Source organism: Enterobacter sp. MF024, assembly GCF_005843915.1.
In the GTDB taxonomy this organism is placed as follows: domain Bacteria; phylum Pseudomonadota; class Gammaproteobacteria; order Enterobacterales; family Enterobacteriaceae; genus Enterobacter; species Enterobacter barmai.
Map to the genome: position 1 here is coordinate 43,529 of NZ_VCBB01000003.1, position 26,998 is coordinate 70,526.

Consider the following 26,998-nt stretch of genomic DNA (forward strand, 5'->3'; position numbering starts at 1 on the left):
GTCACTATGGCTAATCCTTCCCAAAAATGGCTGCTGCGCATTGCGCCCTGGCTGCTCCCTGTCGGTATTGTGCTTATCTGGCAGTTGGCCTCCTCCGTGGGCTGGCTCTCAAGCCGCATACTGCCCTCACCCGAGGGTGTTGTGGAGGCCTTCTGGTCGCTGAGTTCGAGCGGTGAGCTGTGGCAGCATCTGGCGATCAGTTCCTGGCGTGCGGTGATTGGCTTTTCCATCGGCGGGACGATTGGCCTGACGCTCGGCCTGGTCAGCGGCCTCTCCCGCTGGGGCGAGCGTCTGCTGGACACCTCAATCCAGATGCTGCGTAACGTGCCGCATCTGGCGCTGATCCCGCTGGTGATCCTGTGGTTTGGCATCGATGAGACGGCGAAGATCTTCCTCGTCGCCCTCGGCACCCTGTTCCCGATCTATATCAATACCTGGCACGGGATCCGTAATATCGATCGCGGGCTGGTGGAGATGGCGCGCAGCTACGGCTTGTCCGGCTTCGCCCTGTTCATCCACGTCATCCTGCCGGGTGCCCTGCCCTCGATTATGGTGGGCGTGCGCTTTGCCCTGGGTCTGATGTGGCTGACGCTGATCGTGGCGGAAACTATCTCCGCCAACTCCGGCATCGGCTATCTGGCGATGAACGCACGCGAATTCCTGCAAACCGACGTCGTTGTGGTGGCCATTATTCTCTATGCCCTGCTCGGTAAACTTGCAGATGTCAGCGCCCAGTGGCTTGAACGAAGCTGGCTGCGCTGGAATCCCGCCTACGTTAAAAAGGAGGCACACGCATGAACACGGCTCGCTTAAATCAGGGTACGCCGCTGCTGTTAAATGGCGTGACCAAACGCTACGGCAATAACACCATTCTGAACGAACTGGAACTGCATATTCCCGCCGGACAGTTTGTGGCGGTGGTGGGCCGCAGCGGCGGTGGGAAAAGCACCCTGCTGCGCCTGCTGGCCGGGCTGGAGGCGCCGAACGGCGGCGAACTGCTGGCGGGGAATACGCCGCTGGCTGACATCCAGGATGATACCCGGATGATGTTCCAGGACGCACGACTGCTGCCGTGGAAAACGGTGATAGATAACGTCGGGCTGGGGCTGAAAGGCAACTGGAAAGCGTCAGCACAGCAGGCACTGGCCGCCGTCGGGCTGGACAATCGCGCCGAAGAGTGGCCTGCCGCCCTGTCCGGCGGACAGAAACAGCGCGTGGCGCTGGCCAGAGCGTTGATCCACCGCCCGGGACTGTTGCTGCTGGATGAACCGCTAGGGGCGCTGGATGCGCTGACGCGCATTGAGATGCAGGATCTGATCGTCTCGTTATGGCAGGAGCATGGCTTTACGGTACTGCTGGTGACCCATGACGTGAGCGAAGCCGTCGCCATGGCTGACCGGGTGTTGCTGATTGAAGAGGGCAAGATTGGCCTGGATCTGACGGTGGATCTGCCTCGCCCTCGCCGGGTGGGATCCGCGCGACTGGCGGAGCTGGAAGCAGAGGTGCTGGATCGGGTGATGAAGCGTGGTGCCAGCGAGGTACCCGCCAGAAAGCACGGATAAAAAAAGCCGGGTAACTGCCTACGGTTATTTTTTGTAGGCCGGGTAAGGCAAAGCCGCCACCCGGCACTGCTGTGCGGCCTGATGCCCGGTGGCGCTACGCTTACCGGTCCTACAGGATCACTGCCCGGTAAGCGTAGCGCCACCGGGCATTTCTTTTAAGCTAACGCCTTACTGATCTTCTCGTACAGATCTCCGGACAGGTTCTCCAGCCCTTTCAGCTGCTCCAGCGCGGCACGCATCTTCGCCTGACGTCTGGCGTCATAGCGTTTCAGACGGATCAGCGGCTCAATCAGACGTGACGCCACCTGCGGGTTACGGCTGTTAAGCTCGGTCAGCATCTCCACCATAAACTGGTAGCCGCTGCCATCTTCCGCATGGAAGGCGGCCGGGTTGCTGCTGGCAAACGCGCCAATCAGGGAACGGACGCGGTTCGGGTTGCTCATCGTGAATGAACGGTGGTTGAGCAGGCTGCGCACCTTGTTCACCACATCGGCCGCCGGGCTGGTGGACTGCAGAATAAACCACTTGTCCATCACCAGACCGTCCTGATGCCACTTGTCGTCGTACTCCTGCATCAGGGCATCGCGGCAAGGCAGTTCAGCGGCGACGCTCGCGGCCAACGCAGCCAGGGCGTCGGTCATGTTGTCGGCCGTGTGATACTGCTTGCTCACCAGCTCGTCGGCGAGCGCCGTTTCCCCAAACGCCAGATAGCGCAGGCAGGTGTTACGCAGCGCACGCTTGCCGATGTCGGCATGCTCAACGCGATACGCATCCAGTTTGTGGTAGTTGTAGACCGCCAGGAACTCATCCGCCAGCTCAGCGGCCAGAGTACGGGTCAGGGCTTCACGCACGGCCACAATCGCAATCGGGTCGATAATGTCGAACAGCTCGGCGATTTCAGTCGCCGACGGCAGGGTCAGGATTTCAGCCGCCAGCGCCGGGTCAATCTTCTCATCCAGCAGGATCGCGCGGAAGGCATCAGCAACATGGGCCGGCAATGACAGCGGCTGCCCCTGCTGATGACGGTTCACGTTCAGCTTGATGTAGGTTGCCAGCAGGCTCTGGGCCGCATCCCAGCGGGAGAAGTCATTGCGCGCGTGACGCATCAGGAAGGTGAGCTGCTGATCGCTCCACTTGTACTCGAGCTTGACCGGCGCGGAGAACTCGCACAGCAGCGCAGGTACCGGCTGGAAGTAGACGTTATCGAAGACAAACGTCTGCTCGGCCTGCGTCACGTTGAGCACGTTGTGCACCGCGTGCCCGCCTTTCTTCAGCGGGATCACCTTGCCTTCGCTGTCATACAGCTCAATGGCGAACGGAATGTGCAGCGGGTGCTTCTCTTCCTGCTCGGCCGTTGGCGGCGTGCGCTGGCTGATGGTCAGCGTGTACTGCTCGGTTTCCGGATTGTAGTCGTCTTTGACGGTGACAACCGGCGTACCGGCCTGGCTGTACCAGCGACGGAAATGGGACAGATCGACGTTAGACGCATCTTCCATCGCCTGGACAAAATCGTCGCAGGTGGCGGCGCTGCCGTCATGACGTTCGAAATAGAGCTGCATCCCTTTCTGGAAATTCACTTCGCCCAGCAGGGTGTGGATCATGCGGATGATTTCGGAACCTTTTTCATACACCGTCAGGGTGTAGAAGTTGTTCATCTCGATCACTTTGTCCGGACGGATCGGGTGCGCCATCGGGCTGGCGTCCTCAGCAAACTGCAGGCCACGCATGGTGCGTACGTTGTTGATGCGGTTAACCGCCCGCGAGCCGAGGTCGGAGCTGAACTCCTGATCGCGGAAGACGGTCAGGCCCTCTTTCAGGCTTAACTGGAACCAGTCGCGGCAGGTCACGCGGTTGCCGGTCCAGTTATGGAAATATTCGTGGCCGATGACACGCTCGATATCGAGGTAGTCTTTATCGGTGGCGGTGTCGGTACGCGCCAGCACGTATTTGGAGTTAAAGACGTTGAGGCCTTTGTTTTCCATCGCGCCCATATTGAAGAAGTCGACGGCGACGATCATATAGATGTCGAGGTCGTACTCGAGACCGAAACGCTCTTCATCCCATTTCATGGAGTTGATAAGCGAGGTCATCGCCCATGGGGCACGGTCGAGGTTGCCGCGGTCGACAAACAGTTCCAGCGCCACTTCGCGGCCTGAACGGGTGGTGAAGGTGTCGCGCAGAACGTCAAAATCACCCGCCACCAGCGCAAACAGGTAGCAGGGTTTCGGGAACGGATCCTGCCACTGCACCCAGTGACGGCCATTCTCCAGCTCGCCCTCACCCACCCGGTTGCCGTTGGAAAGCAGGAACGGATAGGTAGCTTTATCGGCGATGATTTTAGTGGTGAAGCGGGCCAGCACGTCAGGGCGGTCGAGATACCAGGTGATGTGACGGAAACCTTCGGCTTCGCACTGGGTACAGAGCGCTACGCCCGACTGGTACAGACCTTCCAGCGCGGTGTTGGACGCCGGGCTGATCTCGTTAACGATGCGTAAGGTAAACCGTTCCGGCAGATTATCCAGCACCAGCTGGTTATCTTCTTCTTTATAGTCGGTCCATGGAGCGTCGTTCACATGCACCGACACTAAGGTCAGGTCTTCACCATCAAGACGCAGCGGCACCGCCGTGGCGTTGTGGCGCGTTACCTGGCTGACCGCCGTGACAACGGTTTTTGTGGCATCCAGGTCAAAAGTCAGATCGATATCGCTAATCAGGTAATCCGGCGCACGGTAGTCGTGGCGGTATTTGGCTTGAGGCTGTTGTGTCATAGAAAACCTTTTGCATCGTTTGTCGAATAACGAGTCAGTCTATTCCTGTTGTGGAAATCGCGCTATGCAGAATGTTCATCTTTTCAGTCACAAACACTCTATTTGCTACATTTATATAACATGCGGCACGAAATGCACTCGACCCTGAACCAGGCTTATGGTGTGATCGGGGTTCAATAAATCGCTAAACAAGGTATACTCCAGCGGTTTCATTAGTCGTTTATTGTACTAAACGCTCCCGTGAGAGGATGCTACTGCGCACCTATGACTCAATTCGCTTCACCTGTTCTGCATACGCTGCTGGATACCGACGCGTACAAACTGCATATGCAGCAAGCCGTTTTCCACCAATACTACGACGTACAGGTCGCGGCTGAATTCCGCTGCCGCGGTGACGATTTGCTGGGCATCTATGCTGACGCCATTCGTGAGCAAGTCGACGCAATGCAGCATCTTCGTCTGCAGGATGATGAATTCCAGTGGCTTTCCGGCCTGCCCTTCTTTAAACAAGATTACCTTCAGTGGCTGCGCGATTTCCGCTACGACCCGAAACAGGTCAACATCAGCAACGACAATGGCAAACTGCATATTCGCCTTGAAGGCCCCTGGCGGGAAGTGATCATGTGGGAAGTGCCGCTGCTGGCCGTGATCAGCGAGCTGGTGCACCGCTATCGCTCGCCGGAGGCCAGCGTTGATCAGGCTCTGGCGACGCTGGAGCAGAAGCTGGTTGGGTTCGCTGAACTCACCGACTCGCTGGATATGTCGCGTTTCCGCCTGATGGATTTTGGTACCCGTCGCCGTTTCTCCCGCGAGGTGCAGCAGGCCATTGTTGAGCGTCTGCAGCAGGAGCCGTGGTTTGTCGGCACCAGCAATTACGATCTCGCCCGCCGTCTCAATCTGACGCCGATGGGCACCCAGGCACACGAGTGGTTCCAGGCGCATCAGCAGATCAGCCCTGAGCTGGCGACCAGCCAACGTGCGGCGTTGGCGGCCTGGCTCACCGAGTACCCGGACCAGCTCGGCATTGCCTTAACCGACTGCATTACCATGGACGCTTTCCTGCGCGATTTCGGGCCGGAGTTCGCGTCCGTCTATCAGGGGCTGCGCCATGACTCCGGGGATCCGCTGGAGTGGGGTGAGAAAGCGATCGCCCACTACCAAAAGCTGGGTATCGATCCGATGAGCAAAGTGCTGGTCTTCTCCGATAACCTCGACCTGCCAAAAGCGGTAGATCTGTACCGTCATTTCTCCTCGCGGGTGAACCTGAGTTTTGGTATCGGCACCCGGTTAACCTGCGATATTCCCCAGGTAAAACCGCTGAATATCGTTATTAAACTGGTGGAATGTAACGGCAAGCCGGTGGCGAAGCTCTCTGATAGTCCGGGTAAAACCATCTGCCATGACAAAGCCTTCGTCCGGGCGCTGCGCAAAGCGTTCGACCTGCCGCAGGTAAAAATCGCCAGCTAACGCACAGTAAAAAGGGCCCCTGCAGCGCTGCAGGGGCCCATTTTTTCTCTCAGATTACAGCGGCAGACGGGTTCTGACGACCTCCGCAAAATACTCCGCTCCGGTCAGTAAAATCTCATCGTTAAAGTCATAGCGGGCATTGTGCAGCGGCGTATTGCCCTGAGGGTCCGACGCATCGCCATTGCCTAAAAAGACAAAGCAGCCGGGAACCTGCTGCAGAAAAGCGCCGAAATCTTCTGAGATCATCATCGGCGCGATATTGCCATCCACCCTCTCCGCCCCTACAACGTTTATCGCCGCATTCACCGCCACCTCCACGCACTGTGGCCAGTTGACGGTCGGCGCGAACTCATGGGTGTAAGTGAACTCGCACTGTGCCCCGTGCATGGCGCAAATCGCTTCGCTGAGGGTGCGCATCCGCTCCTCAAGCAGGGCCTGCACCGCCGGGGCGTCGCTGCGGGTATCGCCTTTGATGATGACATGGGTCGGAATGGCATTGCGGATGCCATCGGTGTGCAGCTCCGTACAGGAGATCACCGCCGGTACGTTTGGATCGACGTTGCGTGAGACGATGGTTTGCAGCGCCAGAATAATCTCCGCCGCAATCACCAGCGGATCTTTGGCCATATGCGGTCTTGCGGCATGCGCCCCCTGGCCTGTGATACGAATGATAAAGTTATCTTCGCTGGCCATAATGCCGCCAACCCGGGTGGCTATCGTCCCGGCCTTCATGCCCGGCATATTGTGCAAGCCATACATCTCTTCAATACCAAAGCGTTCGATAACCCCGTCCGCCATCATCGCCTTCGCTCCGTAACCCGGCTCCTCGGCTGGCTGGAAGACAAAGCAGACGGTGCCGTTGAAGTTCTGGCGCTGTAACAGTAGCTGCGCCGCTCCCAGCGCAATGCAGGTGTGACCGTCATGCCCGCAGCCGTGCATGCGTTCTGGCGTGTCTGAGCGATAAGACATCTCGCCCTGTTCCGTCAGTTGTATGGCGTCGATATCGGCGCGGATCGCGATAACACCTTTACCTTCCCCGCATTTCAGCACCCCTACCAGCCCGGTTTTGCCGATGTCACGATGCACCTCAACCCCCATACTCTCGAGTTTTTCGGCAATAAACTGCGCGGTTTTCACCTCTTCAAAGGCGCTTTCCGGGTTGGCATGCAGGTGGTGACGCCATGCGATAAGCTGCTGTTTGAGCTGTTCCTGATCCATCATAATCTCCCGTAAAGTTAAGCCGGACGCTGAGCGCGCTGTAAGACCACCTGCAGCAGCACGTTGGCTCCGGCAACCAGGTCTTTGGGATCGCTGTGTTCGTTGACGTTATGGCTGACGCCGTCGACGCAGGGGACGAAGATCATCCCGGCCGGGCACACCGAGGCCATAAATTGCGCATCGTGGCCTGCGCCACTCGGCAGCCGCCGGAAGCTCAGGCTCTGACGCTTCGCTTCTTCCTCTACGGCGTTGACGATCTCATCGGCAAAAATGACCGGATTAAAACGCACCAGCGAACGGCTGGTGATCGCTACCCCTTCTTCCTGCGCAGTTGTGGCGACAAAATCCGCCAGCCGTTGTTCTGCCAGTTTTAAGACTGCGTTATCGGTATTGCGTAGATCCACCGACATCACCACCTGGTTGGGGATGACGTTAATCAGATTGGGTTTGACGCTGATGTGCCCCACCGTTGAGACCTGATCGCCGCCGAGGCTCAGCGCCAGTTCACGGGCGAAGACGGCGATTCTGGCCGCCGCCAGACCGGCGTCGTGACGCATCGACATCGGCGTGGTACCGGCATGATTGGAGACACCGGTCAGGGTCAGCTCCTGCCAGGAGATCCCCTGAACACCAGTGACGACTCCGATATTGGTTCCCTCTTTATCGAGGATCGGTCCCTGTTCAATATGCAGTTCGACGTAGCTGTCCACCGGCATATCGCCAGGCCTGCGTTCACCTTTGTAGCCAATCGCCCGCAGCGCCTCGTCAAGGGTAATGCCATTGCTGTCTTTCGCTGCCAGCGCTGTCTCCAGGGGATACTCCCCGGCAAACACCACGCTGCCCATCATGTCGGGCTGGAAGCGCACCCCCTCTTCATTGGTAAAGAAGGTAACCGCCAGCGGACGGCGGGGACGGATCCCCGCCTCCTGTAGCGTGGCAATCACCTCAAGCCCGGCCATGACGCCGTAGTTGCCGTCGTACAGGCCGCCGGTGCCGACGGTATCGATATGTGAACCCATCATCACCATGGGGAGAGCCTCTTCTCCGGCATACACGCCGGTGACGTTGCCGATCGCATCAATAGTGATATCCAGCCCCAGGGCCTTCATTCTGGCGAGAACAAAATCCCTGCCCGCTTTGTCCTCTGCGGTGGCCGCGAGGCGACAGACTCCCCCGCCCTCCAGCGCGCCGAGCTCGCCGAGAGCGAACAAAGAACCGATAAGCCGCTGGCCGTTAATCTGTAGATAGTGATGCATAAAGATCTCGCTATTGATCGTGGTTACTGGAACATGCCGTAAAAAATGGCAGATACGGTAATCAGCCCAATCAGGGTGACAAAAACGTTGCTGGCTTTGCCGCGATATGGTGCCAGCGCGGGTAATTTATGGATGGCGTACATGGGTAACAGCAGCAGGATCACCGCCCCGGTGGGGCCGCTGATGTATTCGATAATGCCGAGGATACTGGGGTTTTTGTAGGCGGCGAACCAGCAGGTCAGGACCATAAAAATCAGGATCGCCACGTCAACCGAGCGGATGGCGAATGTCTTCCCCCGCGCGGCGGCGGCTTCAAGTATCAGATCGCGCAACGATTCATAGGCGCCGATATAGTGGCCCAGGAAGGACTTGGTAATGGCAACAAAGGCGATAATCGGCGACAACCAGGCGATAACTGGCGTATCGAACTGGTTGGCAAGATACGACAGAATAGAAAGATTCTGCGCCTTCGCCTCTGCCAACTGCTGCGGTGACAGGCTTAACACGCAGCTGAGCACGAAAAAGAGCACCACCAGGGTCATCAGCAGGATGCCATACCGCTGAATCTGTTCGCATTTACGCTCGGCGAGCGCCAGGCCATAGCGCTGCTTCTGACGCACCACCATCGGGGAGATAATCGGATAGTGGTTAAAGGACATCACCAGCACCGGAAACGTCATCCACAGCGTCAATAACATGCCATGTCCGTTATCCGCCGCGTCGGGATTCAGGGTGTGCAGAATCGCCACGTTCCAGTGTGGGATCAGAAACAGCGCCATAAAAACAAGTGAGAGAATAATGGGATAGACCAGGGCGCTCATCACCCTCATGATCAGCCGCTGCCCGAAGCGGACGATAAACATCAGCCCGAGGATCAGCACGATAGCCACCAGCGCCCGCGGCGGCTCCACCATCCCGAGTTGGTGAGTGATAAAGCTCTGGGCGGTATTGGTGATCGCCACCGCGTACATAATCAGAATGGTATAGACGGCGAAAAAATAGATAAGGGTGAACACTTTTCCCGCCAGTGCGCCGAAATGTTCACCGATCGCATCGGTAATGGTGCTTTCTGGCGTATTGGACGAATAAATAAAGCGCGCCAGCCCGCGGTGCGCCAGATAGGTAATGGGAAAGGCCAGGACAAAAACGATTAGCAGCGGCCAGAAGCCGCCGATCCCGGCGTTTATCGGCAAAAACAGCACCCCGGCGCCAATCGCCGTCCCGAACAGGCCAAGTACCCAGACGGTATCTTCGCTATGCCATTTTGCAGGATTGCAGCATCCTCTTTCTGTAACAGCATTTTCACTATTCATTGGTCATGTTCTCTCTGTGCATTACGCGATACCGCGTATGTTTTATTGTCAGAACGCGTGCCATACCGAGAGCCTGGAGGGTAGGTAAGATGGCCCTCTTGTGATTACCGTGGGAAATTAACCGTTACGGCCAAACCAGACGATCTCCTCATAGATATCCGGGGAGGTGTCCCCTTCGGTGCTGATTAACAGGACGTGAGCTTCGGCATTAAGGCGTAGTGATTCGGCGACTTCGCGGTACTCTGGTTGCGTCATCAGCGCATGAAGCACCCCGGCGCCGATTGCGCCAGATTCACCGGAGATAAAGGGCTCATCGGTACCGGGGCGCGGCGCGGCAAGCAGGCGCATGCCGTTGGCGGCAAGCTGGTCATCGGCGGAGATAAAACAGGTGGCGTAGTCGCGCAGCATCGGCCAGCTGGTAATATTGGGTTCGCCACAGGCCAGCCCGGCCATCAGGGTGGACATGTCGCCACCTACGCTGTGCGGCTGGCCGTCATTGACGACCGCCGAGCGGTACAGGCAGTTCGCTTTATGCGGTTCCACAATGACAATCGTCGGCGCCTGGTGCTGCATCTTCCCGACAAAATAGCCCATGACGCTGCCCGCGAATGACCCGACCCCGGCCTGTAAAAAGAGATGTGTCGGCAACGGCGCCCCGCTTTGCCGCAGCTGTTCCCAGATTTCAACGGCAAGGGTCATATAGCCCTGCATAATCCAGGTGGGGATCTGCTCATAGCCCTGCCAGGCCGTATCCTGCAGCAGCACCCAGCCCTGCTCGCGGGCCATTTTGTCGGCCAGCCGCACGGTATCGTCGTAGTTGAGATCGGTGATGGAGCACTCGGCGCCGTGCTGGCGAATATTCTGCGCCCGCACCGGCGATGAGCCTTTCGGCATGTAGACCACCGCCCGCAATCCGAGCTGCTCTGCAGCCCATGCGACGCCGCGTCCGTGATTGCCATCGGTAGCGGTGACAAAGACAATATCTTTGATACGCGCTTTAATTTCTGCAGAATTAAGGTCGGTGAAACTCAGGGTATTAATGTCGCGACCAAGTAGGCTGGCGAGATATTTCCCCATCGCATACGAGCCACCAAGACCTTTAAAGGCATTGAGGCCGAATCGCCGGGCTTCATCCTTAATATGTAACGACCCCAGCCCCAGACGCTGGCTTAAATGGTTTAACCTGCGCAGCGGCGTCACCTGGTATGCCGGGAATTTTTGATGGAAAGCCAGCACTTCATCGCTGACCTGCTTATTGAGTAGGCTGAGGTTCCCCCCCTGCTCATACCCTTTGCGTCGGGCGTTAAATTGATAATTAATCCTGTCCGTCATACGTGCACCTTTATCCTGTGAATTCGCGAGGGCTGACTCTTGAAAGCGAGTTAACGCTTTCCTGATGACTGTGATGGTACACTTGGCCCGATGCGAAAATGGCGCAAAATTGACCATGAATACGCAACTTCCACCCTTATTTGCCTCTGTAACGCAACAAAGTTGCATAAGTGAGGCCGATCACACTGTTTAAAGGCCGTCGACACGATGAAAATGGATACCTGGGATAAAAAAATCCTCACGCTTTTGCAGCAGACAAGTCGCCTTTCGCAGCGGGAAATCGCCGATCGCGTCAGCCTGTCAGCCTCGGCGGTCAATCGCCGGATCGCCGCGCTGGAGGAGGCTGGCATTATCAAGGGCAACGTCAGCCTGGTTGACGCCAGTAAGGTGGGTCGCCCGATAACCATCATGGTTCAGGTCACGATTGAGAACGAACGCCTGGACCTGCTGGAGGAAGATAAGCAGCGGTTCGTGAATTGTCCGCAGGTGCAGCAGGTCTATTACGTCACGGGAGATTTCGATTTTCTGCTGGTAGTTAACGTGCGTGATATGGCGGAATATGAGCTGCTGACGCGCGAGCTGTTCTTCGCTTCGGGGAATATTAAGTCCTTCCGTACTATTGTTTCGATGCAAAATGCCAAGCAAGAGATGACGGTGGTGATTGAGTAGTTCACCCGAAAGCCAATAGCGAAAGGTAAGGAATCTGTCTGGGCCATTATTATTTCCGAAATCCCCCCTTTCATATGCGAATTCTGCTTGTCTGATGGAAGATGACAGGTAACATAGATATCCCCCCATTGAAGGGGATACAGATTTTATTTTTGGACAACATAGAGAGACTATTATGAGCGTTGTGCCTGTAGCCGACGTACTCCAGGGCCGCGTAGCCGTTGACAGCGAAGTCACCGTGCGCGGATGGGTGCGTACCCGCCGAGATTCAAAAGCTGGCTTTTCATTCCTCGCCGTCTATGACGGTTCCTGCTTTGATCCTGTACAGGCCGTTATTAATAATTCTCTGCCCAATTACAATCAGGAAGTGCTGCGTCTGACCACGGGCTGCTCCGTTGTCGTCACCGGTAAAATCGTGGCCTCTCAGGGCCAGGGTCAGAGCTATGAACTGCAGGCCACCTCAATTGAAGTGACCGGCTGGGTTGAAGATCCGGACACCTACCCGATGGCGGCAAAACGCCACAGCATCGAGTATCTGCGTGAAGTGGCTCACCTGCGTCCGCGTACCAACATGATTGGGGCCGTCGCCCGTGTACGTCACACCCTGGCGCAGGCGCTGCACCGTTTCTTTGACGAGCAGGGTTACTTCTGGGTTTCCACGCCGCTGATCACCGCCTCCGATACCGAAGGCGCAGGCGAGATGTTCCGCGTTTCGACGCTGGACATGGAAAACCTGCCGCGCACGCCGGAAGGCAAAGTGGACTACGACAAAGATTTCTTTGGTAAAGAGTCCTTCCTTACCGTATCTGGCCAGCTGAACGGCGAAACCTACGCCTGCGCGCTGTCTAAAATCTACACCTTCGGTCCGACCTTCCGCGCCGAGAACTCCAACACCAGCCGCCACCTGGCGGAATTCTGGATGCTGGAGCCGGAAGTGGCTTTCGCTGACCTCGATGACGTTGCTGGTCTGGCAGAAGCGATGCTGAAGTACGTCTTTAACGCCGTACTGACTGAACGCGCCGATGACATGAAATTCTTCGCCGAGCGCGTCGACAGCGATGCTATCGCCCGTCTGGAACGTTTCGTCTCTGCTGATTTTGCTCAGGTGGATTACACCGATGCGGTGACCATCCTCGAAAACTGCGGTCAGCAGTTCGAGAACCCGGTTTACTGGGGCGTTGATCTCTCCTCCGAGCACGAACGCTACCTGGCCGAGAAGCACTTCAAGGCGCCGGTTGTCGTGAAAAACTATCCGAAAGACATTAAGGCGTTCTACATGCGCCTTAACGAAGACGGCAAAACCGTTGCCGCGATGGACGTGCTCGCCCCGGGCATCGGTGAAATCATCGGTGGTTCTCAGCGTGAAGAGCGTCTGGACGTACTGGATGCACGTATGGCTGAAATGGGCCTCAACAAAGAGGACTACTGGTGGTATCGCGACTTGCGTCGCTACGGCACCGTGCCACACTCCGGTTTCGGGCTCGGCTTTGAGCGTCTGATTGCCTATGTTACCGGTGTTCAGAACGTGCGTGATGTGATTCCATTCCCGCGCACCCCGCGCAACGCAACGTTCTAATCCCTCACTACACAATGGCCAGCTAATGCTGGCCATTATTTTATTCTGCACTGTCAACTTATGTCAGTCGAAAGTCAGCGTCTTTAAAGTGCAACCCCGCCAGATCCTCTCCAGTGTTACGCTTTATTTCCATGAAACATCTTTGAACACAAAATAAACCCTATTCTTATTGCGCCTAATACTTATCTCAAGCATTAGCACACTTTTTGTGCAAAATCCCGGCTATCCAGATGTCTATTTCCAAAGATAAGAAAAATAGTGCGCTAATGCTTCGGATCATAAAAAAAGTTATTATCTAAAATTAAGATAAGCAATTCATATAGATAGAATTAGTGAAGCTTTAATTTTAGCCATTCAACTCTGAACTTTGAGGTCCCTCACAAAGTTCCTTAAAATTCACATTTAGTTACACATATTTTCTTATTGTAACCGATTCTTGATGTTTGTAGCACTTTCAGAGTAGCGAAACGTTTATTTGAATGGAAAGATGCCTGTCAGATACATAAAGACACCAAACTCTCATCAATAGTTCCGGAAATATTTATTGACAGAATTTATTGACGGCAGTGGCGAGTGTCATAAAAAAACCAATGAGGGTAATAAATAATGATGAAGCGCAATATCCTGGCAGTGGTTATCCCTGCCCTGCTGGTAGCCGGTGCAGCTAACGCAGCAGAAATCTATAACAAAAACGGTAACAAGCTGGACTTCTATGGTAAAGCAGTAGGCGAACACCAGTGGACCACCAACGGTGATTCCGATAACGGTGACACCACCTATGCGCGTATCGGCTTCAAAGGTGAAACTCAGATTAATGACCAACTGGCCGGTTATGGTCAGTGGGAATACAACATGGACGCTTCCGCTCAGGAAGGCGCTCAGGGTACTAAAACCCGTCTGGCATTCGCAGGCCTGAAAGCCGGTGAGATTGGTTCATTCGATTATGGTCGTAACTACGGCGTGTTCTATGATGCGCTGGCTTCAACCGATATGTTCGTTATCTGGGGCGGCGACTCCCTGGCTGCAACCGACAACTTCATGACTTCACGTAGCACCGGTCTGGCTACCTACCGTAACTCTGACTTCTTCGGTCTGGTTGATGGCCTGGCGCTGGGTCTGCAGTACCAGGGTAAAAACGAATCTGGCCACACCACCAGCCGTCAGAACGGCGACGGCGGCAGCTACTCTCTGGGCTATGACTTCGCTGAAGGTTTCAACGTAACCGCAGCCTACTCTAACTCAGACCGCTCTACTGCGCAGAGTGCAGACGGTAAAGGCGAACGTGCTGAAGGCTGGGCAACCTCCCTGAAGTATGATGCAAACAACCTGTACGCAGCGGTAATGTACGGCGAATCTCAGAACATGACCCGTGAAAATGACGGCGAATTCGCTAACAAAACTCAGAACTTCGAAGCTGTGGTTCAGTACCAGTTCGACTTCGGTCTGCGTCCATCCGTGGGCTACGTACAGTCCAAAGGTAAAGATCTGACCGCTCGTAACGGTTTCAGCGGCGGCGATGCTGACCTGGTTAAATACGTAGAAGTGGGTACCTGGTACTACTTCAACAAGAACATGAACGTGTACGCTGCGTACCGCTTCAACCTGCTGGATGACAACAACTACGCTGAAGCAACTGGCCTGTCTACCGACGACCAGGCGGGTGTAGGTATCGTTTACCAGTTCTAATCAGTACACCACTTTGTTATATGTCTAAAAAACAGGGCTTCGGCCCTGTTTTTTTATGCCTGAAAGCTAAAAATGGCGACTTTTGAAAAGCCGCACGCTTTTTGTAGCAAACGGTTGGCATTTTGTAGAACTATCGTTAACCTGATAGCGGATTTCACTTCCGTAACCACAATGGAACTTCGTCATGTTTGAGAACATTACCGCCGCCCCTGCCGACCCTATTCTGGGCCTGGCCGATCTGTTTCGTGCCGATGACCGCCCTGGAAAAATTAACCTGGGTATTGGTGTCTATAAAGATGAGACCGGCAAGACCCCGGTACTGACCAGCGTTAAAAAGGCTGAGCAGTATCTGCTGGAAAATGAAAATACCAAAAACTACCTCGGCATCGATGGTATTCCGGAATTTGGCCGTTGCACGCAGGAACTGCTGTTCGGCAAAGGCAGCGCGATTGTCAGCGATAAACGTGCCCGCACGGCGCAGACCCCTGGCGGTACTGGCGCACTGCGCGTGGCGGCGGATTTCCTCGCTAAAAATACCGGCGTTAAAACCGTGTGGGTGAGCAACCCGAGCTGGCCGAACCACAAGAGCGTCTTTAACTCTGCGGGTCTGGAAGTGCGTGAATATGCTTATTACGATGCGGCGAACCACTCCCTGGATTTCGACGGCCTGCTGTCCAGCCTGAGCGAAGCCCAGGCGGGCGATGTAGTTCTGTTCCACGGCTGCTGCCATAACCCAACCGGCATCGATCCTACGCTTGAGCAGTGGGAACAGCTGGCGAAGCTCTCCGTTGAAAAAGGCTGGCTGCCGCTGTTCGACTTCGCTTACCAGGGCTTTGCCCGTGGTCTGGAAGAGGATGCTGAAGGTCTGCGCGCCTTTGCAGCAGTCCATAAAGAGCTGATTGTTGCCAGCTCCTACTCCAAGAACTTCGGTCTGTACAACGAGCGCGTAGGCGCGTGTACGCTGGTCGCTTCCGATGAGCAGACCGTTGACCGTGCGTTCAGCCAGATGAAATCCGTTATTCGTGCCAACTACTCTAACCCACCGGCTCACGGTGCGTCTGTGGTTGCGACCATCCTCAGCAATGACGCCCTGCGCGCCATCTGGGAACAGGAACTGAACGATATGCGTCAGCGCATCCAGCGCATGCGTCAGCTGTTCGTGAACACCCTGGCGGAAAAAGGCGCGGATCGCGACTTCAGCTTTATCATCAAGCAGAACGGCATGTTCTCATTCAGCGGCCTGACCAAAGAGCAGGTTCTGCGTCTGCGCGAAGAGTTTGGCGTGTACGCGGTGGCATCAGGTCGTGTGAACGTGGCGGGTATGACGCCAGATAACATGGCGCCACTGTGCGAAGCGATTGTCGCGGTGCTGTAAAAACTGTGTCGGGTGGCGCTATCGCTTACCCGACCTACAAAAGATCACCCTGGCCCGTGCAGCGTTAGCGCCGCCGGGCAAAAAAAAGCCTGCTCAAAGCAGGCTTTTTCAATTCTTCTTTACCAGACCGGCATTTCATCCTGCAGGAAGGGGTTGTGCAGCCGTTCGTAGCCCAGCGTCGACATTGGGCCGTGGCCGGAGATAAAGGTGACATCATCGCCCAGCGGTAATAATTTCTCTTTAATTGAGCGAATCAGCTGACCATGATCCCCACGCGGGAAATCACTGCGCCCTACACCGCCTTTGAAGATCACGTCGCCGGAAATCAGCAGACGCGACTGGTCATCAAAGAAGACGATGTGGCCAGGCGTATGGCCCGGGCAATGCAAGACCTGTAGCGTCACATTACCTACGTTTACGCTCTCGCCTTCATTCAGCCAGCGATCCGGGGTCAGCGGCAAACATTCATCAAGACCAAACATGCGGCTTTGGGCCGGTAATCCCTGCAGCCAGAACTCATCTTCTTTTTCCGGGCCAATCACCGGCACGCCATAGTGCTGCGCCAGTTCAGCCGCTGCGCCTACGTGATCGAGATGGCCGTGGGTCAGCAGGATCTGCATTAAGGTCACGCCAGCGGCAGCGACTTCCTGTTTGATCTTCTCTGCATCGCCACCGGGATCGACCAGGGCTGCCAGTTTGGTTTGTTCACACCAGATAAGCGAACAGTTCTGGGAAAACGCGGTGACCGGAATAATACGATAGTTCATACTGCTCCTGATTTGTTATTACCAGTGCCGCAATGGCCCGGTATCAATATGCACAAAGTTGCTACGTGGGTAATATCCTACACCACCTGCGCGCATAGATAACGCAGCTTTGCGAACATTGGCTAACGAAACGCCTTCAATATGAAAATCCATCGCCTGCCCTTTGGTGTGATAGCTTTTTTTCGCTACACCGCGGCTGTGGGCGCGTAATTCATTATTGGTATCAAGAGAGCGATAACCGGAAATGAGCTGTACGGGTTTGCGGGTGCCCAGCAAACCCTGTAGGCGGTAAAGCTGATCGAATAATCCTGGATCGATGGCTTTGACTTTATTAGCGCGGAAATCACGGAAGAAATGATTCAGCTTGGCTAATTCGTCCTGAATATAGCCCCGACCATCAAAAAACTCGGCTTTTATTGACTCACCTGTATGCAGGTTATTTAGCGTCAAAATGCGTGGTCGAGGGGTAGAGAGCGTGGCAAATGATGGCGTGGGTAAGATGGCCGCGCCCAGCGCAAGGCCACCTAACGCCAATAACTTACGGCGATTTGCGTCGAATTTGTCCATGGTAATCAGGTCTACAGGTCAATGTTATCGTATAGATGCTTTACAGCGCACGAAGGGCACATTACCGGGCAAACCTGTCATCGTCAAGGCACCACAACCCAGGAAATACGGGGCTTGCAGCCGCAATGCCCCGTTTATTTTTTCACTCAGGCTACCAGAATTGTCCGAACTTCTTCATTTACCTGATTAATTGTTCTGCTTTGGTCAGGATTTGTGTGTTAGACCGGGCAGTCTCATCATAATTGTAAATATCTGTACGATACTGGGTCCGGCCATCCTTGCCGACGAAGGCGGTCAGATAGTACAGATTAACCGGAATATTCTGGCGGATATTCACATATCGCGTGTCGCCCTGCTTCAGCGCGTCGGAGATACGTGTGTCGTTCCAGCCCGCATCCTGTAACAACATATTTGCCAGCTCTGACGCCTTATTGACGCGCACGCAGCCGGAACTCAGCGCGCGAACATCCTTCTGGAACAGGTTGTGGTTAGGGGTATCGTGCAGATAGATCGCATCCGAGCTGGGCATATTGAACTTATACCGGCCCAGGGAGTTGTGCGCCCCGGGTGCCTGCTGGAAGCGGAAAGGCAGATTCGCAGGCGTGATGGTCGCCCAGTCTACGCGCCACGGATCAATCGCCTCTTTACTGTTCCAGCCGCGCAGTACCGTATAGTTGTGGCGTTCAAGATAACCCGGATCGTTCCACACCTTCGGCAGGATATCTTTGCGCGCCAGCGTAGGCGGCACGTTCCACGGCGGGTTAACCACCACATTATTCAGGGCGCTGCTCATCATTGGCGTTTTGCGATCCGGACGACCGACAATCACCCGTGAGGCCAGCACCTCGCTGCCGTTCTGATAATAGACCAGCGAAAAGGCCGGAATATTTACCATGATGCCGGTAGACAAGGTTCCCGGCAGCAGACGCAGACGCTGGATATTCAGCGCCAGCACCCCGGCACGCTGTGCTGGGGTCATATTCAGCGCATCGCGCGTTCCCTGACCAATAACGCCATCAGCCCCCAGCCCCTGGCTGGTCTGGAAGGCTTTTACCGCCTCAACCAGACTCCGGTCGTAGGCGGCCGGCTTGCTGGAGAGAGATTTCTTTTTCTTCTCGACCGCCGGAGCCGACGGACTAACGACCACGCTCTGGGGATCGTCACCCGGCAGGGCAATTTTTGGCCCGCCGTCGATCACGCCGGAGCGTTTGAGGATTTCACGCAACGCCGGCACGTCGCTGCTCCACTGCCCGGGGCTCAGTTTGGCCGTGCTCTGTAGCTGTGGCCAGGGCTGCGTGTCAGCCACCAGCTGCAGCAGCGACTGGTGCATAATCGCATACTGCGGGTGCGACGGGGCAAGCCCGGCAATGAAATGCGGCACCGTGCCGTTATCCAGCGCCAGCTGCCACTGGTTGATCACCGACAGCGGCGGCGTCGCCAGCTTGTAAGGTTTATTGCTGTAGAGCCAGCGGTTGCCGTTGACCGGGATCCCTGCCACAAACTGCAGGTAGCCCATCATCGCATCGGAGAGCACTACGTCACGCGCCATCCCGGTGACGGCAGGCTGGGTCAGCAGCTCAACCCAGGCGGTAAACTGCGGCTGAAAACCGGCGATAGCGACTTCGGCAAGCTGCTGCTGGAACGCACGCACCGCTTCACGATCGTCCCACATGGGCTTCATGTCGCGTGCAGCATACAGCAGCGTCAGTTGATTGAGATAAGCCGGAGTGTAACCGGCAGGCAGGGCCGCGATCAGCTCCTGACGGCGCTGTTCCGCGTTAACATCCGCTGGCAGCGGCTGGATACCGGCCATCATGGCGGTAGCAGGCGATTGTTCCAGCGGCTGCGACAGCGACGTAGGCTGTGCGCCCATAGTGGCGGAGCTGTCGACAGGAACCAGTTCGGGCTCGTCGGCCCGGGCATTAAACAGTGGAGCAACTAAAACCGTCAGGCACAAACTCAGCGCCGACAGCCGACGACCATACATTTTATTCAGCAACATCCCTTGCCCCCTGTTTGCTGTACGTCACGCCCTCAACACCGGGGCTTCACTTCATTATAGGAAGGCAGAACGGCACCAGCCTTACCTTATGTAAAGAAGTTTAAAGTTAACGCAGCCGCCAGTACAAGCTCAAGGGATAAAAAAAGGGCGGCCCGGGGGCCGCCATGGTTAACTTTCAGAATCCTCAAATGGCATCAGCCGTGCCGGGAAGGGATTCCGGGGGCTGCGGGGCAAAACCGCGCAGACCAACAACGTGCACGTGCTCGCTGTTCTGGTAGACCTTACGCACCAGTTTGTAGGTGGTCCCTTTCTCCGGGCTAATGTTTTCCGGCGCCGCGATAATCAGCTGCATATCCAGACGATCGCACAGCTCAAACAGCGTGGCGATAGAGCGGGCATCCAGACGCGCAGCCTCATCGAGGAACAGCAGGCGGCACGGCGAAATATCCTTGCCGCGCAGACGGCGGGATTCGTCTTCCCAGCTCTGGACCACCATCACCAGAATCGACATCCCGGTACCGATCGCTTCCCCGGTGGACAGGGCCCCGGATTCTGCGCGCAGCCAGCCGTCGGAGCCACGGTTAACTTCCACTTCCATCTCGAGATAGTTACGGTAGTCCAGCAGCTCCTCACCGATGGTTTGCGGTGTGCGCTGGCCCATGTCGATCTGCGGATTCAGACGCTGATACAGCTTCGCCAGCGCTTCGGAGAAGGTCAGGCGGTTGCTGTTGAACAGATCCTGGTGCTGCTCGTGCTGCTCGGCCAGCACGTCCAGCAGCGTGGCGTGAGCTTCACGCACGTTAACGTTCAGTCGCACGCTGTTAACCTGGCCGAACGACACGCTCTGCAGGCCCTGGTTGAGCTGGCGGATACGGTTCTGTTCGCGCTGGATCGTTTTACGGATGATGTTGGCCACGCTGCGGGAGCTGATGGCCAGCTTCTGCTCGCGGGAGGTGAGCTCTTCCGTCAGACGGCCCAGCTCGATCTCCATCTGTTCGATGGCTTCAACCGGGTCATCGGTGCGGATGATATCCTGGCGAATGCGCTCGCGCAGATGCTGATACACCGCCACGAAGAACTGAATTTTACGTTCAGGACGCTTCGGATCTTCGGACATGCGCAGCACATCGCGCAGGTGTTCGTTATCCGCCACCGCCAGACGCAGCGCGCCCAGCGCCTTATCCGACATGGAACGCAGCTCATCGCCGGAGAGATACGCCAGCTCGCGACGGTGCAGACGACGTTCAACCCCGTTGTCTTTCACCATCCGCATCACGGCACACCAGCCCGCTTTGGCGGTCACTACCTGCTCGCGCTTCTCGTGATAGTCACGCTCCAGCTTGCGCAGACGACGGGTCAGGTTGTCCATCTCCGCTTCGCAGAAGGTGAGCGCTTTTTCAAGCTGATTGCGACGCGCACGGTTATTGCTGAGCTGGGCATGCAGTTCGTCACGACGAATGCGCGCCCGCTCCTCTGCCCCGCTGTCGGCACGCACGCCGATATCCTGCAGCTCTTTATGCAGGTCGGTCAGCAGTTCTTTCTTGGTGTCATAGGAGCTTTTCAGCGACGCCAGTACCTGGTTGTACTGGCTCAGCTGGGCAGCATGGCTACGCATCGCCTCACGGGCGCGGGTACGTTCCGTTTCCGCCTGCTCCAGACGCTGGCGCAGCTTCTCGTTCAGATCGCTGTTGCCGTTGAGCATCTCAGCCGAATCGGAGTAGCTGAAGTGCGCCCGGCGCTGGGAAACTTCGGTCAGGGCAAAGGCCTGCTGACGGGCTTCGCGCTGAACCTGCTGTGACCAGGCGTAATCTTCTTTCAGCTGTTCGAACTGTTCCGGGTCGCTCTGCAGAACGGAGAGCATCGGCTCGAGCTTCGCCAGCTGGTTGCCGTACTGCTGCACAAAGCGCGCGGCTTCCTGGGCTTCGTCGAGACGCTCCTGGATCTCATCCACGCGATCGGCGAGGGTGTCGTCCGCCAGCAAATTGAGGCGCGGCAGAATGCGGTTCAGGGCAGCGACGCCCTCTTTGGCCTGCTCGAACTGGACGCGGCTCTGCTGGTTGTCGTTTTCGTGGGCTGAAATCGCGCGTTCAAGCTCGCTACGGCGCGTGGTGAACTTGCGGATTTCGGCTTCCGGATCGGCTTCAAAGGCCACGGCAAGATGGCTGCCGATAAAGCGGCTGAACGCCTGGTGCAGACGCTGGGTTTTCTGGACGTCAAACGAGAGCGTGGCAAAGCGTTCAGACAGCGCTTCACGCTCGGTGTGCAGGCTCTCAATACGGCTTTCACGCGCGGCGCGGCCAAACAGCGGCAGCGACGGGAAGCGCGAGTAACGCCACTGGCGATCGGCGATTTTCACCACCACCGCTTTTTCCAGCTCATCGACGCCAAATACGCTGTCATCGAACGACTGCGGATCCCCTTCGATCAGATAGAGATCTTCCGGGCAATCTTCCAGCCCTTCAAGCTGGTCGGCGATCAGCGACAGATCCGGCACCACGATAGCGTGGCGGGACGGGCCGTAGAGCGCGGAGTAATACGGCGCATCTTCCAGGCTGACGTCGTCATAAATTTCTGACAGCAGCACGCCGCCAAAGCGTTCTGCCAGGGTGTTCAGACGGGCGTCTTCCGCCCCGCCCGGCTGGCTTAAACGTTCGATCTCTTCATCGACCGCCCGCTTGCGCGCGCCCACTTCATCACGTTCAACAATGGCTTCGCGCTCGCGCTCCAGCAACTGCTGCAGATATTCCGTCACGTCCTGGCTGGATTCGAACTCTTCGCCGCACTGCTCGCTCAGCTGGCTGAGGCTGCTCTGAGCCGCCAGCCAGACTGGGGCGCGCTGCATCAGCGTCTGAATACGCGACTGCAGCTGCTCCAGCTCCTGACGCAGCGCCATGCGCTGTTCGCTGGCGCTGGAGACGCTGTCGGACAGCGACGCGATGCGGGCTTCCAGCTCCTGATGTAAGCCTTCCAGATCGTCAATATCGACCCGTTTGCCGTGACGCTTACAGAACTCGGCCAGCAGGCGTTCCGCCTCCTGCTGTTCACGCAGGCGTTGTTCCAGCTCGTTCAGACGCATACGCAGCGGCTGAACCTGCTCAGCCTGGTGACGCTGGTTCACGCCATCACGCAGCAGCTCGCGGGCCACTTCCCACGCCTCAGCGCGCGCCAGCGGACCGTTAATCGCCGCCACCAGCTGGTAAGCCTGTTCAAACTGGCTGTGCGCGGTTTGCGCCACGCTCATTTTCTGATCGAGGTTCAGCAGTTTTTCGGTTGCTTCCTGCTCTTTGGCCTGGAAAGTTTCCAGCCACTGATCCGCGCTCTCAGGCGTCAGATCCGGCAGATGACAGAGCGCTTTCGCGCGCTCCAGCGCCTGCAGCGCCTGGTTGTACTGAATGGCGCGGGTTTGCTGGACGTCCAGCGCCTGCTGATAGTCGGCGAGCTGGCTTTTCAGCTCATCCACTTCCAGCTCGGCGGCTTCGGCCCGGGCTTCGTTCTCTTCCTGCTTGTCGGCAGCTTCCGCCACCACTTCGTTCTGCTCTTCGAGACGAATTTGCAGCTCATCGAGGTCCGCTTCATAGCGCTCGATTTTTTCCTGCTGACGCAGCGCGGTCTGGACCAGGTTCAGGTGATCGCTGGCGGCCTGGTAATCGGCCTCCAGATCCCCTTCCGCCCCGTTATGCTCGGAGAGCTCACGGGCCATCTCAACGTGTTTGTACTGCTCGGACGCCAGCTGCTGACGTGAGGTAAACAGCTCGCGGCGATACTCAAGGGCCTGATCGAGATGAATGCGGCGCTCGTTGGCGTGGCGCATATAGTCGGCGGCCACGTAGTTGGTGGCTTCGCTGATCAGGTGCTTGAACAGATCGCGGTCCGACTGGGTCACGCGGATCGCTTCCAGCGTCATGCGGTTCTCACGCAGCGCCGCTTCCATATCCTGGAAGGCCTTACGCACGCCGCTGTTTTCCGGTAACAGGTAGTCACGCAGGGAGCGGGTAATGGCGCTGGAGATCCCGCCGTAGAGCGAGGCCTCAATCAGGCGATAGTATTTGCTGCGGTCCGATGCGGAGCGCAGACGGCGCGCGACGATGCCCAGATCGAACATCAGCGAGTGGTAATCGGTAATGGAGTTGAACTGCTTGAACTGTACGCCCTCTATGGCTTCCAGCTTGTCTTTCAGCTCCTGGAGCGTGAGCACGCGCGCCTGGCGTTCGTTCAGGGTTTCCGTCAGCAGCGCGGTTGGCTGGACGGAGGTTGGCAGCCCCTGAATGGCAAAGGGTTTGATGTCCACTTTACGGTCGCGACCGGCGACCTGCTGTAAACGGACGCCAACCACCACGCGCTGATGACGGGAGTTGATCACGTCCAGCACGGAATAACAGACACCCGCTTTCAGCTTACCGTGCAGGCCCTTATCGCGCGAACCGCTGGTGGCACCGGCCTCGGTGGTGTTACGGAAGTGCAGCAGGGTTAAGTCAGGGATCAGCGCCGTGACGAATGCCGCCATGGTGGTGGATTTCCCTGCCCCGTTACCGCCCGAGAGCGTGGTCACCAGCTCATCGAGATCAAAGGTGCGGGCAAAAAAACCGTTCCAGTTAACCAGCGTCAGTGAGCGAAACTTACCGCGTTCAATCATTACTCTTCCTCCCCGCTATCCGGCTGAGTGTCTTCATGCTCGTCATTGAGCTGCAGATGGTTTTCCACCGGCATCGCTTCGCCATCACGGATCATGCGCAGCTGCGCTTCGCGGGCGTCATCGCCTGCACGTACGTCAGCACCGAAGCGGAATACCGATTCGGTAATGCGGAATTTGCTGCTGTCATGGCCCATAAACCACACCATCCCCAGACGGCGCAGACGGTTCAGGGAGGAGCGCACTTTTTCCTGCAACTTCTGACGGTCTACGTCAGAGCCGGTGGAGCGGTTGTTCACCAGCTTCAGCAGCTTGCCTTCGTCAGCCAGGGTCAACAGCTCGTCATAGAGCTCCTGCTGGGTGAAGATGCCTTCGTTAGCCAGACGCTCCGGGCTGAGATAGAGGTAGCAGAGGATCTTCCCGACCATCATGTCCAGCTCGGACAGCACCGAGCGCGGAATCAGCGTGGTGGAGCGCGGGCGCAGATAGAAGAACCCTTCCGGGGCGCGGATCAGCTCCACGTTATAGCGGGCGTAGAACTCTTCCAGGTATTCCTGAAAATCCATCAAAAAAGCGTGATTATCCAGCTCGTCGAGACCAATGTGACGACCGGCACGCAGCTGGCTGTCCAGCGCCGGAAAGATCGGATTTGCCAGCGCCTGGGCCAGTTTAACTGGCATCACGTGTTCAATATTTGTCAATGACATGCGCCTGTACCTTGGCTCCGTAATCGTTAATCGGCTGCCACTTCGGCGGCAGGCCGGTGAAATCTGCTTGCGCGACGCCCAGGCGAACCGCCTGATCGACCACGATGCGGGCGATATCGAAATGGCGGGCGCGCGGGTATTGTGCGAGGTAGTCACGCACCACCAGACCGAGATCCAGCGGTGTGTTTTTGGCTTTGAAGATCGCCAGCTGCTCCTCGATCATTGCCGCAAGTTGTTCCCGAATTTCGTTAAATTCTTCATATTCCAGATCGGCTGGCAGCTCGCCGGTAACCTCTTCGTCGCGCAGGCTCATCTCTTCGTCACGCATATCGAGCAGACGGTCGGCGCTGGCGTAGGTCAATGCCCACGGCGCATCGAAATAGGTCTGTACCGACTGACGAAGACGCTGGGCGAACACGCGGTTTTTATCCATATCGATAGCGGTACGGATAAATTTATGCACGTGACGGTCGTAGCCGATCCACAGGTCAATCGCCTGCTGGCCCCAGCTGATGATGCGGTCCAGTTTGCTTTGCAGGTCGAAGACCAGACGATCAACAAAATGCAGGTTGTCATGGGCCAGGGTGGCGTCCTGGATGCGCAGCAGGTTGGCCTGCAGCTTGTCGCCCGCCGCCTCCAGGGTATCCTGCAGTTCACGCAGGGTGCCGGAGGTTTCTGACAGCAGCATTTCACAGCTGGAGATCGCCGCGCGCCAGTCTTTGTTCAGCAGCTGGGCGATATCGTCTTTCACCAGCTGCTGCTGTTCGTCCATGATGCGCTGGGTCAGATCGATGCTGTCGAAAATCTCGGCCACGGAATATTTCAGCGGCGCGTAGACGTTGCGGTGCCAGTGGAACTCGTCGCCGTCTTCGTCGGCGGCATCGGCCGCACGCTTCAGTTCGCCCGCCACGATGGAGAGCTGCATCGAGAGGCGCAGGGTCGAGAATTCGCGCTGGCGAATGTAGTAGTCGGTAATGCCGATGCCCAGTGGCGTCAGGCGATAAATGGCATTCCCTTCCGCCAGTTCGCTGGTAAAGCGGTTCAGCAGACGTTGACGCACCATATCGTTAATCGCGTTATTGGCACGCACATTAATGGTTTCGCTGGTTTGCTCAAACGCATCACTGACGTGGCGGAACGCGTCCACCAGTTCGCCCTCGCTCATTTCTCCATCCAGCCGTTCGCTGTTCAGCGTGGCGACCGCCAGCAGAAAAGAGAGTCTGTCTACCGGCAGCGAGAGGGAGAAATCGTTTTTTCGGGCCCAGGCAACCAGTTCGGGGACTGTCTGGGAAAATTCACTCATAAGTTATCCTTGCTCTGCGGCTTGTGCGCGGTGACATGTATATAACGGCCAAGGCTAAGGTAAGGCTCCTGGCGACAGTACCGCGTCTCTAATTCTGTCAGGGCGTCGAAACAGTCATGCTGCTTCTGTTTATCGCGAAGATAATCATGAAACACCCTTATGCCGGTTTTCCCGGTAATCTGCCAGCCGGCGGTTTCCAGCCAGCTATAAACCTGCTGCGGGTCGCGCGGAAAGTCCGGTGACAGCGTGCGGCGTTTCTTTTTGTACATGCCCTGCTGCACATAACCGAAATTACCCACCAGCACGTTACGCATCAACAGGCCGTTGGCGTTGTAGAACATCAACGACAGCGCGCCGCCAGGGCGCAGTATCGACCACAGCGTCTTCAGCAGCGCCTGGGGGTCGGCCACCCATTCCAGCACCGCATGAGACAATATCAGATCAACCGGGGTTTCCAAATGTTGTGCGATGTCCTGAGCGGCGCAATGTATAAATTGCATGTTATCGCTCACACCTTTTTCCGCCGCGGCGCTTTCGGCGCGGGCGATCATCTCCGCCGAGAGATCGCAAAGGATGACGTGATGTCCACGTTCAGCCATCTTTATCGCCGTCTGGCCTTCACCGCCGCCAGCGTCGAGGACACGCAGTTTCTTCTCGTCAAAACTGGCCAGCAGGATGTCCAGATCCTGCCAGAGGATCGTCTGCCGCAGCCGGCCTTTGGTCGTGCCGTAAATATTGCGGGCAAACTTTTCCGCGATGTCATCAAAATTGCGATCCCGCATTGGGAGAGCTCCACCCGC

The 26,998-nt window shown here is 56.8% G+C and carries 19 protein-coding genes; 7 read left to right on the forward strand and 12 right to left on the reverse strand.

Going from position 1 to position 26,998, the window contains the following annotated elements:
• Positions 1-6: 6 nt before the first annotated feature.
• Complete coding sequence (ssuC, locus tag FFB58_RS06760; RefSeq protein WP_039029457.1) at positions 7-798, forward strand: aliphatic sulfonate ABC transporter permease SsuC; 792 nt, start codon at positions 7-9, stop codon at positions 796-798.
• Entirely contained in the window at positions 795-1,562 is a 768-nt protein-coding gene (gene ssuB / locus FFB58_RS06765) for an aliphatic sulfonates ABC transporter ATP-binding protein (RefSeq protein WP_138369428.1), read from the forward strand. The genes ssuC and ssuB overlap by 4 nt, the downstream gene beginning before the upstream one ends.
• Before the next feature lie 155 nt (positions 1,563-1,717).
• Here ssuB and pepN read toward each other — a convergent pair whose 3' ends face one another.
• Complete coding sequence (pepN, locus tag FFB58_RS06770) at positions 1,718-4,330, reverse strand: aminopeptidase N (protein WP_138369429.1); 2,613 nt, start codon at positions 4,328-4,330, stop codon at positions 1,718-1,720.
• A 264-nt stretch (positions 4,331-4,594) separates the two neighbouring features.
• Between pepN and pncB the strand changes: the two genes are divergently transcribed.
• Complete coding sequence (gene pncB, locus FFB58_RS06775) at positions 4,595-5,797, forward strand: nicotinate phosphoribosyltransferase (RefSeq protein WP_138369430.1); 1,203 nt, start codon at positions 4,595-4,597, stop codon at positions 5,795-5,797.
• A gap of 54 nt (positions 5,798-5,851) precedes the next feature.
• Here the strand turns inward: pncB and FFB58_RS06780 are convergent, their stop codons facing one another.
• The 4 genes from FFB58_RS06780 to dpaL all read right to left on the reverse strand — a co-directional run bounded on the left by FFB58_RS06780 (position 5,852) and on the right by dpaL (position 10,916).
• A complete protein-coding gene (locus FFB58_RS06780; RefSeq protein ID WP_138369431.1) occupies positions 5,852-7,015 on the reverse strand; it encodes a M20 aminoacylase family protein in 1,164 nt (387 codons plus the stop codon).
• A gap of 17 nt (positions 7,016-7,032) precedes the next feature.
• Positions 7,033-8,271 (reverse strand): Zn-dependent hydrolase, encoded by a 1,239-nt coding sequence (locus tag FFB58_RS06785; protein WP_138369432.1) that lies wholly within the window; start codon positions 8,269-8,271, stop codon positions 7,033-7,035.
• Between the two features lie 23 nt (positions 8,272-8,294).
• Entirely contained in the window at positions 8,295-9,584 is a 1,290-nt protein-coding gene (locus FFB58_RS06790; RefSeq protein WP_138369433.1) for an aromatic amino acid transport family protein, read from the reverse strand.
• 117 nt (positions 9,585-9,701) lie between these two features.
• Positions 9,702-10,916, reverse strand: a complete 1,215-nt coding sequence (gene dpaL, locus FFB58_RS06795) for a diaminopropionate ammonia-lyase (protein ID WP_138369434.1) — start codon at positions 10,914-10,916, stop codon at positions 9,702-9,704.
• A 207-nt stretch (positions 10,917-11,123) separates the two neighbouring features.
• Here dpaL and FFB58_RS06800 point away from each other — a divergent pair, with 207 nt between their 5' ends.
• The 4 genes from FFB58_RS06800 (at position 11,124) to FFB58_RS06815 (ending at position 16,222) form a co-directional block, all read left to right on the forward strand.
• The gene (locus tag FFB58_RS06800; protein ID WP_138369435.1) at positions 11,124-11,585 is read left to right on the forward strand and encodes an Lrp/AsnC family transcriptional regulator; all 462 of its coding nucleotides are present in this window, start codon (positions 11,124-11,126) and stop codon (positions 11,583-11,585) included.
• Positions 11,586-11,760: 175 nt separating this feature from the next.
• On the forward strand, positions 11,761-13,161 hold the full coding sequence (gene asnS / locus FFB58_RS06805; RefSeq protein ID WP_039029466.1) for an asparagine--tRNA ligase: 1,401 nt from the start codon (positions 11,761-11,763) through the stop codon (positions 13,159-13,161).
• A 606-nt stretch (positions 13,162-13,767) separates the two neighbouring features.
• On the forward strand, positions 13,768-14,847 hold the full coding sequence (locus FFB58_RS06810; protein ID WP_039029467.1) for a porin: 1,080 nt from the start codon (positions 13,768-13,770) through the stop codon (positions 14,845-14,847).
• Positions 14,848-15,031: 184 nt separating this feature from the next.
• On the forward strand, positions 15,032-16,222 hold the full coding sequence (locus FFB58_RS06815) for an amino acid aminotransferase (RefSeq protein ID WP_039029468.1): 1,191 nt from the start codon (positions 15,032-15,034) through the stop codon (positions 16,220-16,222).
• Between the two features lie 119 nt (positions 16,223-16,341).
• Here FFB58_RS06815 and FFB58_RS06820 read toward each other — a convergent pair whose 3' ends face one another.
• The 7 genes from FFB58_RS06820 to cmoM form a co-directional block, all read right to left on the reverse strand.
• Positions 16,342-16,989 carry an MBL fold metallo-hydrolase gene (locus FFB58_RS06820; protein WP_039029469.1) on the reverse strand — a complete coding sequence of 216 codons (648 nt, stop codon included), beginning with the start codon at positions 16,987-16,989 and terminating at the stop codon, positions 16,342-16,344.
• Positions 16,990-17,007: 18 nt separating this feature from the next.
• Positions 17,008-17,556 carry a YcbK family protein gene (locus tag FFB58_RS06825; protein WP_039029470.1) on the reverse strand — a complete coding sequence of 183 codons (549 nt, stop codon included), beginning with the start codon at positions 17,554-17,556 and terminating at the stop codon, positions 17,008-17,010.
• A gap of 178 nt (positions 17,557-17,734) precedes the next feature.
• Positions 17,735-19,558: a L,D-transpeptidase gene (ldtD, locus tag FFB58_RS06830; protein WP_138369436.1), complete on the reverse strand. Its 1,824-nt coding sequence runs from the start codon at positions 19,556-19,558 to the stop codon at positions 17,735-17,737.
• Between the two features lie 184 nt (positions 19,559-19,742).
• Positions 19,743-24,191: a chromosome partition protein MukB gene (mukB, locus tag FFB58_RS06835; RefSeq protein ID WP_039029472.1), complete on the reverse strand. Its 4,449-nt coding sequence runs from the start codon at positions 24,189-24,191 to the stop codon at positions 19,743-19,745.
• On the reverse strand, positions 24,191-24,895 hold the full coding sequence (gene mukE / locus FFB58_RS06840; RefSeq protein ID WP_039029473.1) for a chromosome partition protein MukE: 705 nt from the start codon (positions 24,893-24,895) through the stop codon (positions 24,191-24,193). The genes mukB and mukE overlap by 1 nt, the downstream gene beginning before the upstream one ends.
• A complete protein-coding gene (gene mukF, locus FFB58_RS06845; RefSeq protein ID WP_039029474.1) occupies positions 24,876-26,198 on the reverse strand; it encodes a chromosome partition protein MukF in 1,323 nt (440 codons plus the stop codon). The genes mukE and mukF overlap by 20 nt, the downstream gene beginning before the upstream one ends.
• On the reverse strand, positions 26,195-26,980 hold the full coding sequence (cmoM, locus tag FFB58_RS06850; protein ID WP_138369437.1) for a tRNA uridine 5-oxyacetic acid(34) methyltransferase CmoM: 786 nt from the start codon (positions 26,978-26,980) through the stop codon (positions 26,195-26,197). The genes mukF and cmoM overlap by 4 nt, the downstream gene beginning before the upstream one ends.
• Between the last annotated feature and the right edge of the window lie 18 nt (positions 26,981-26,998).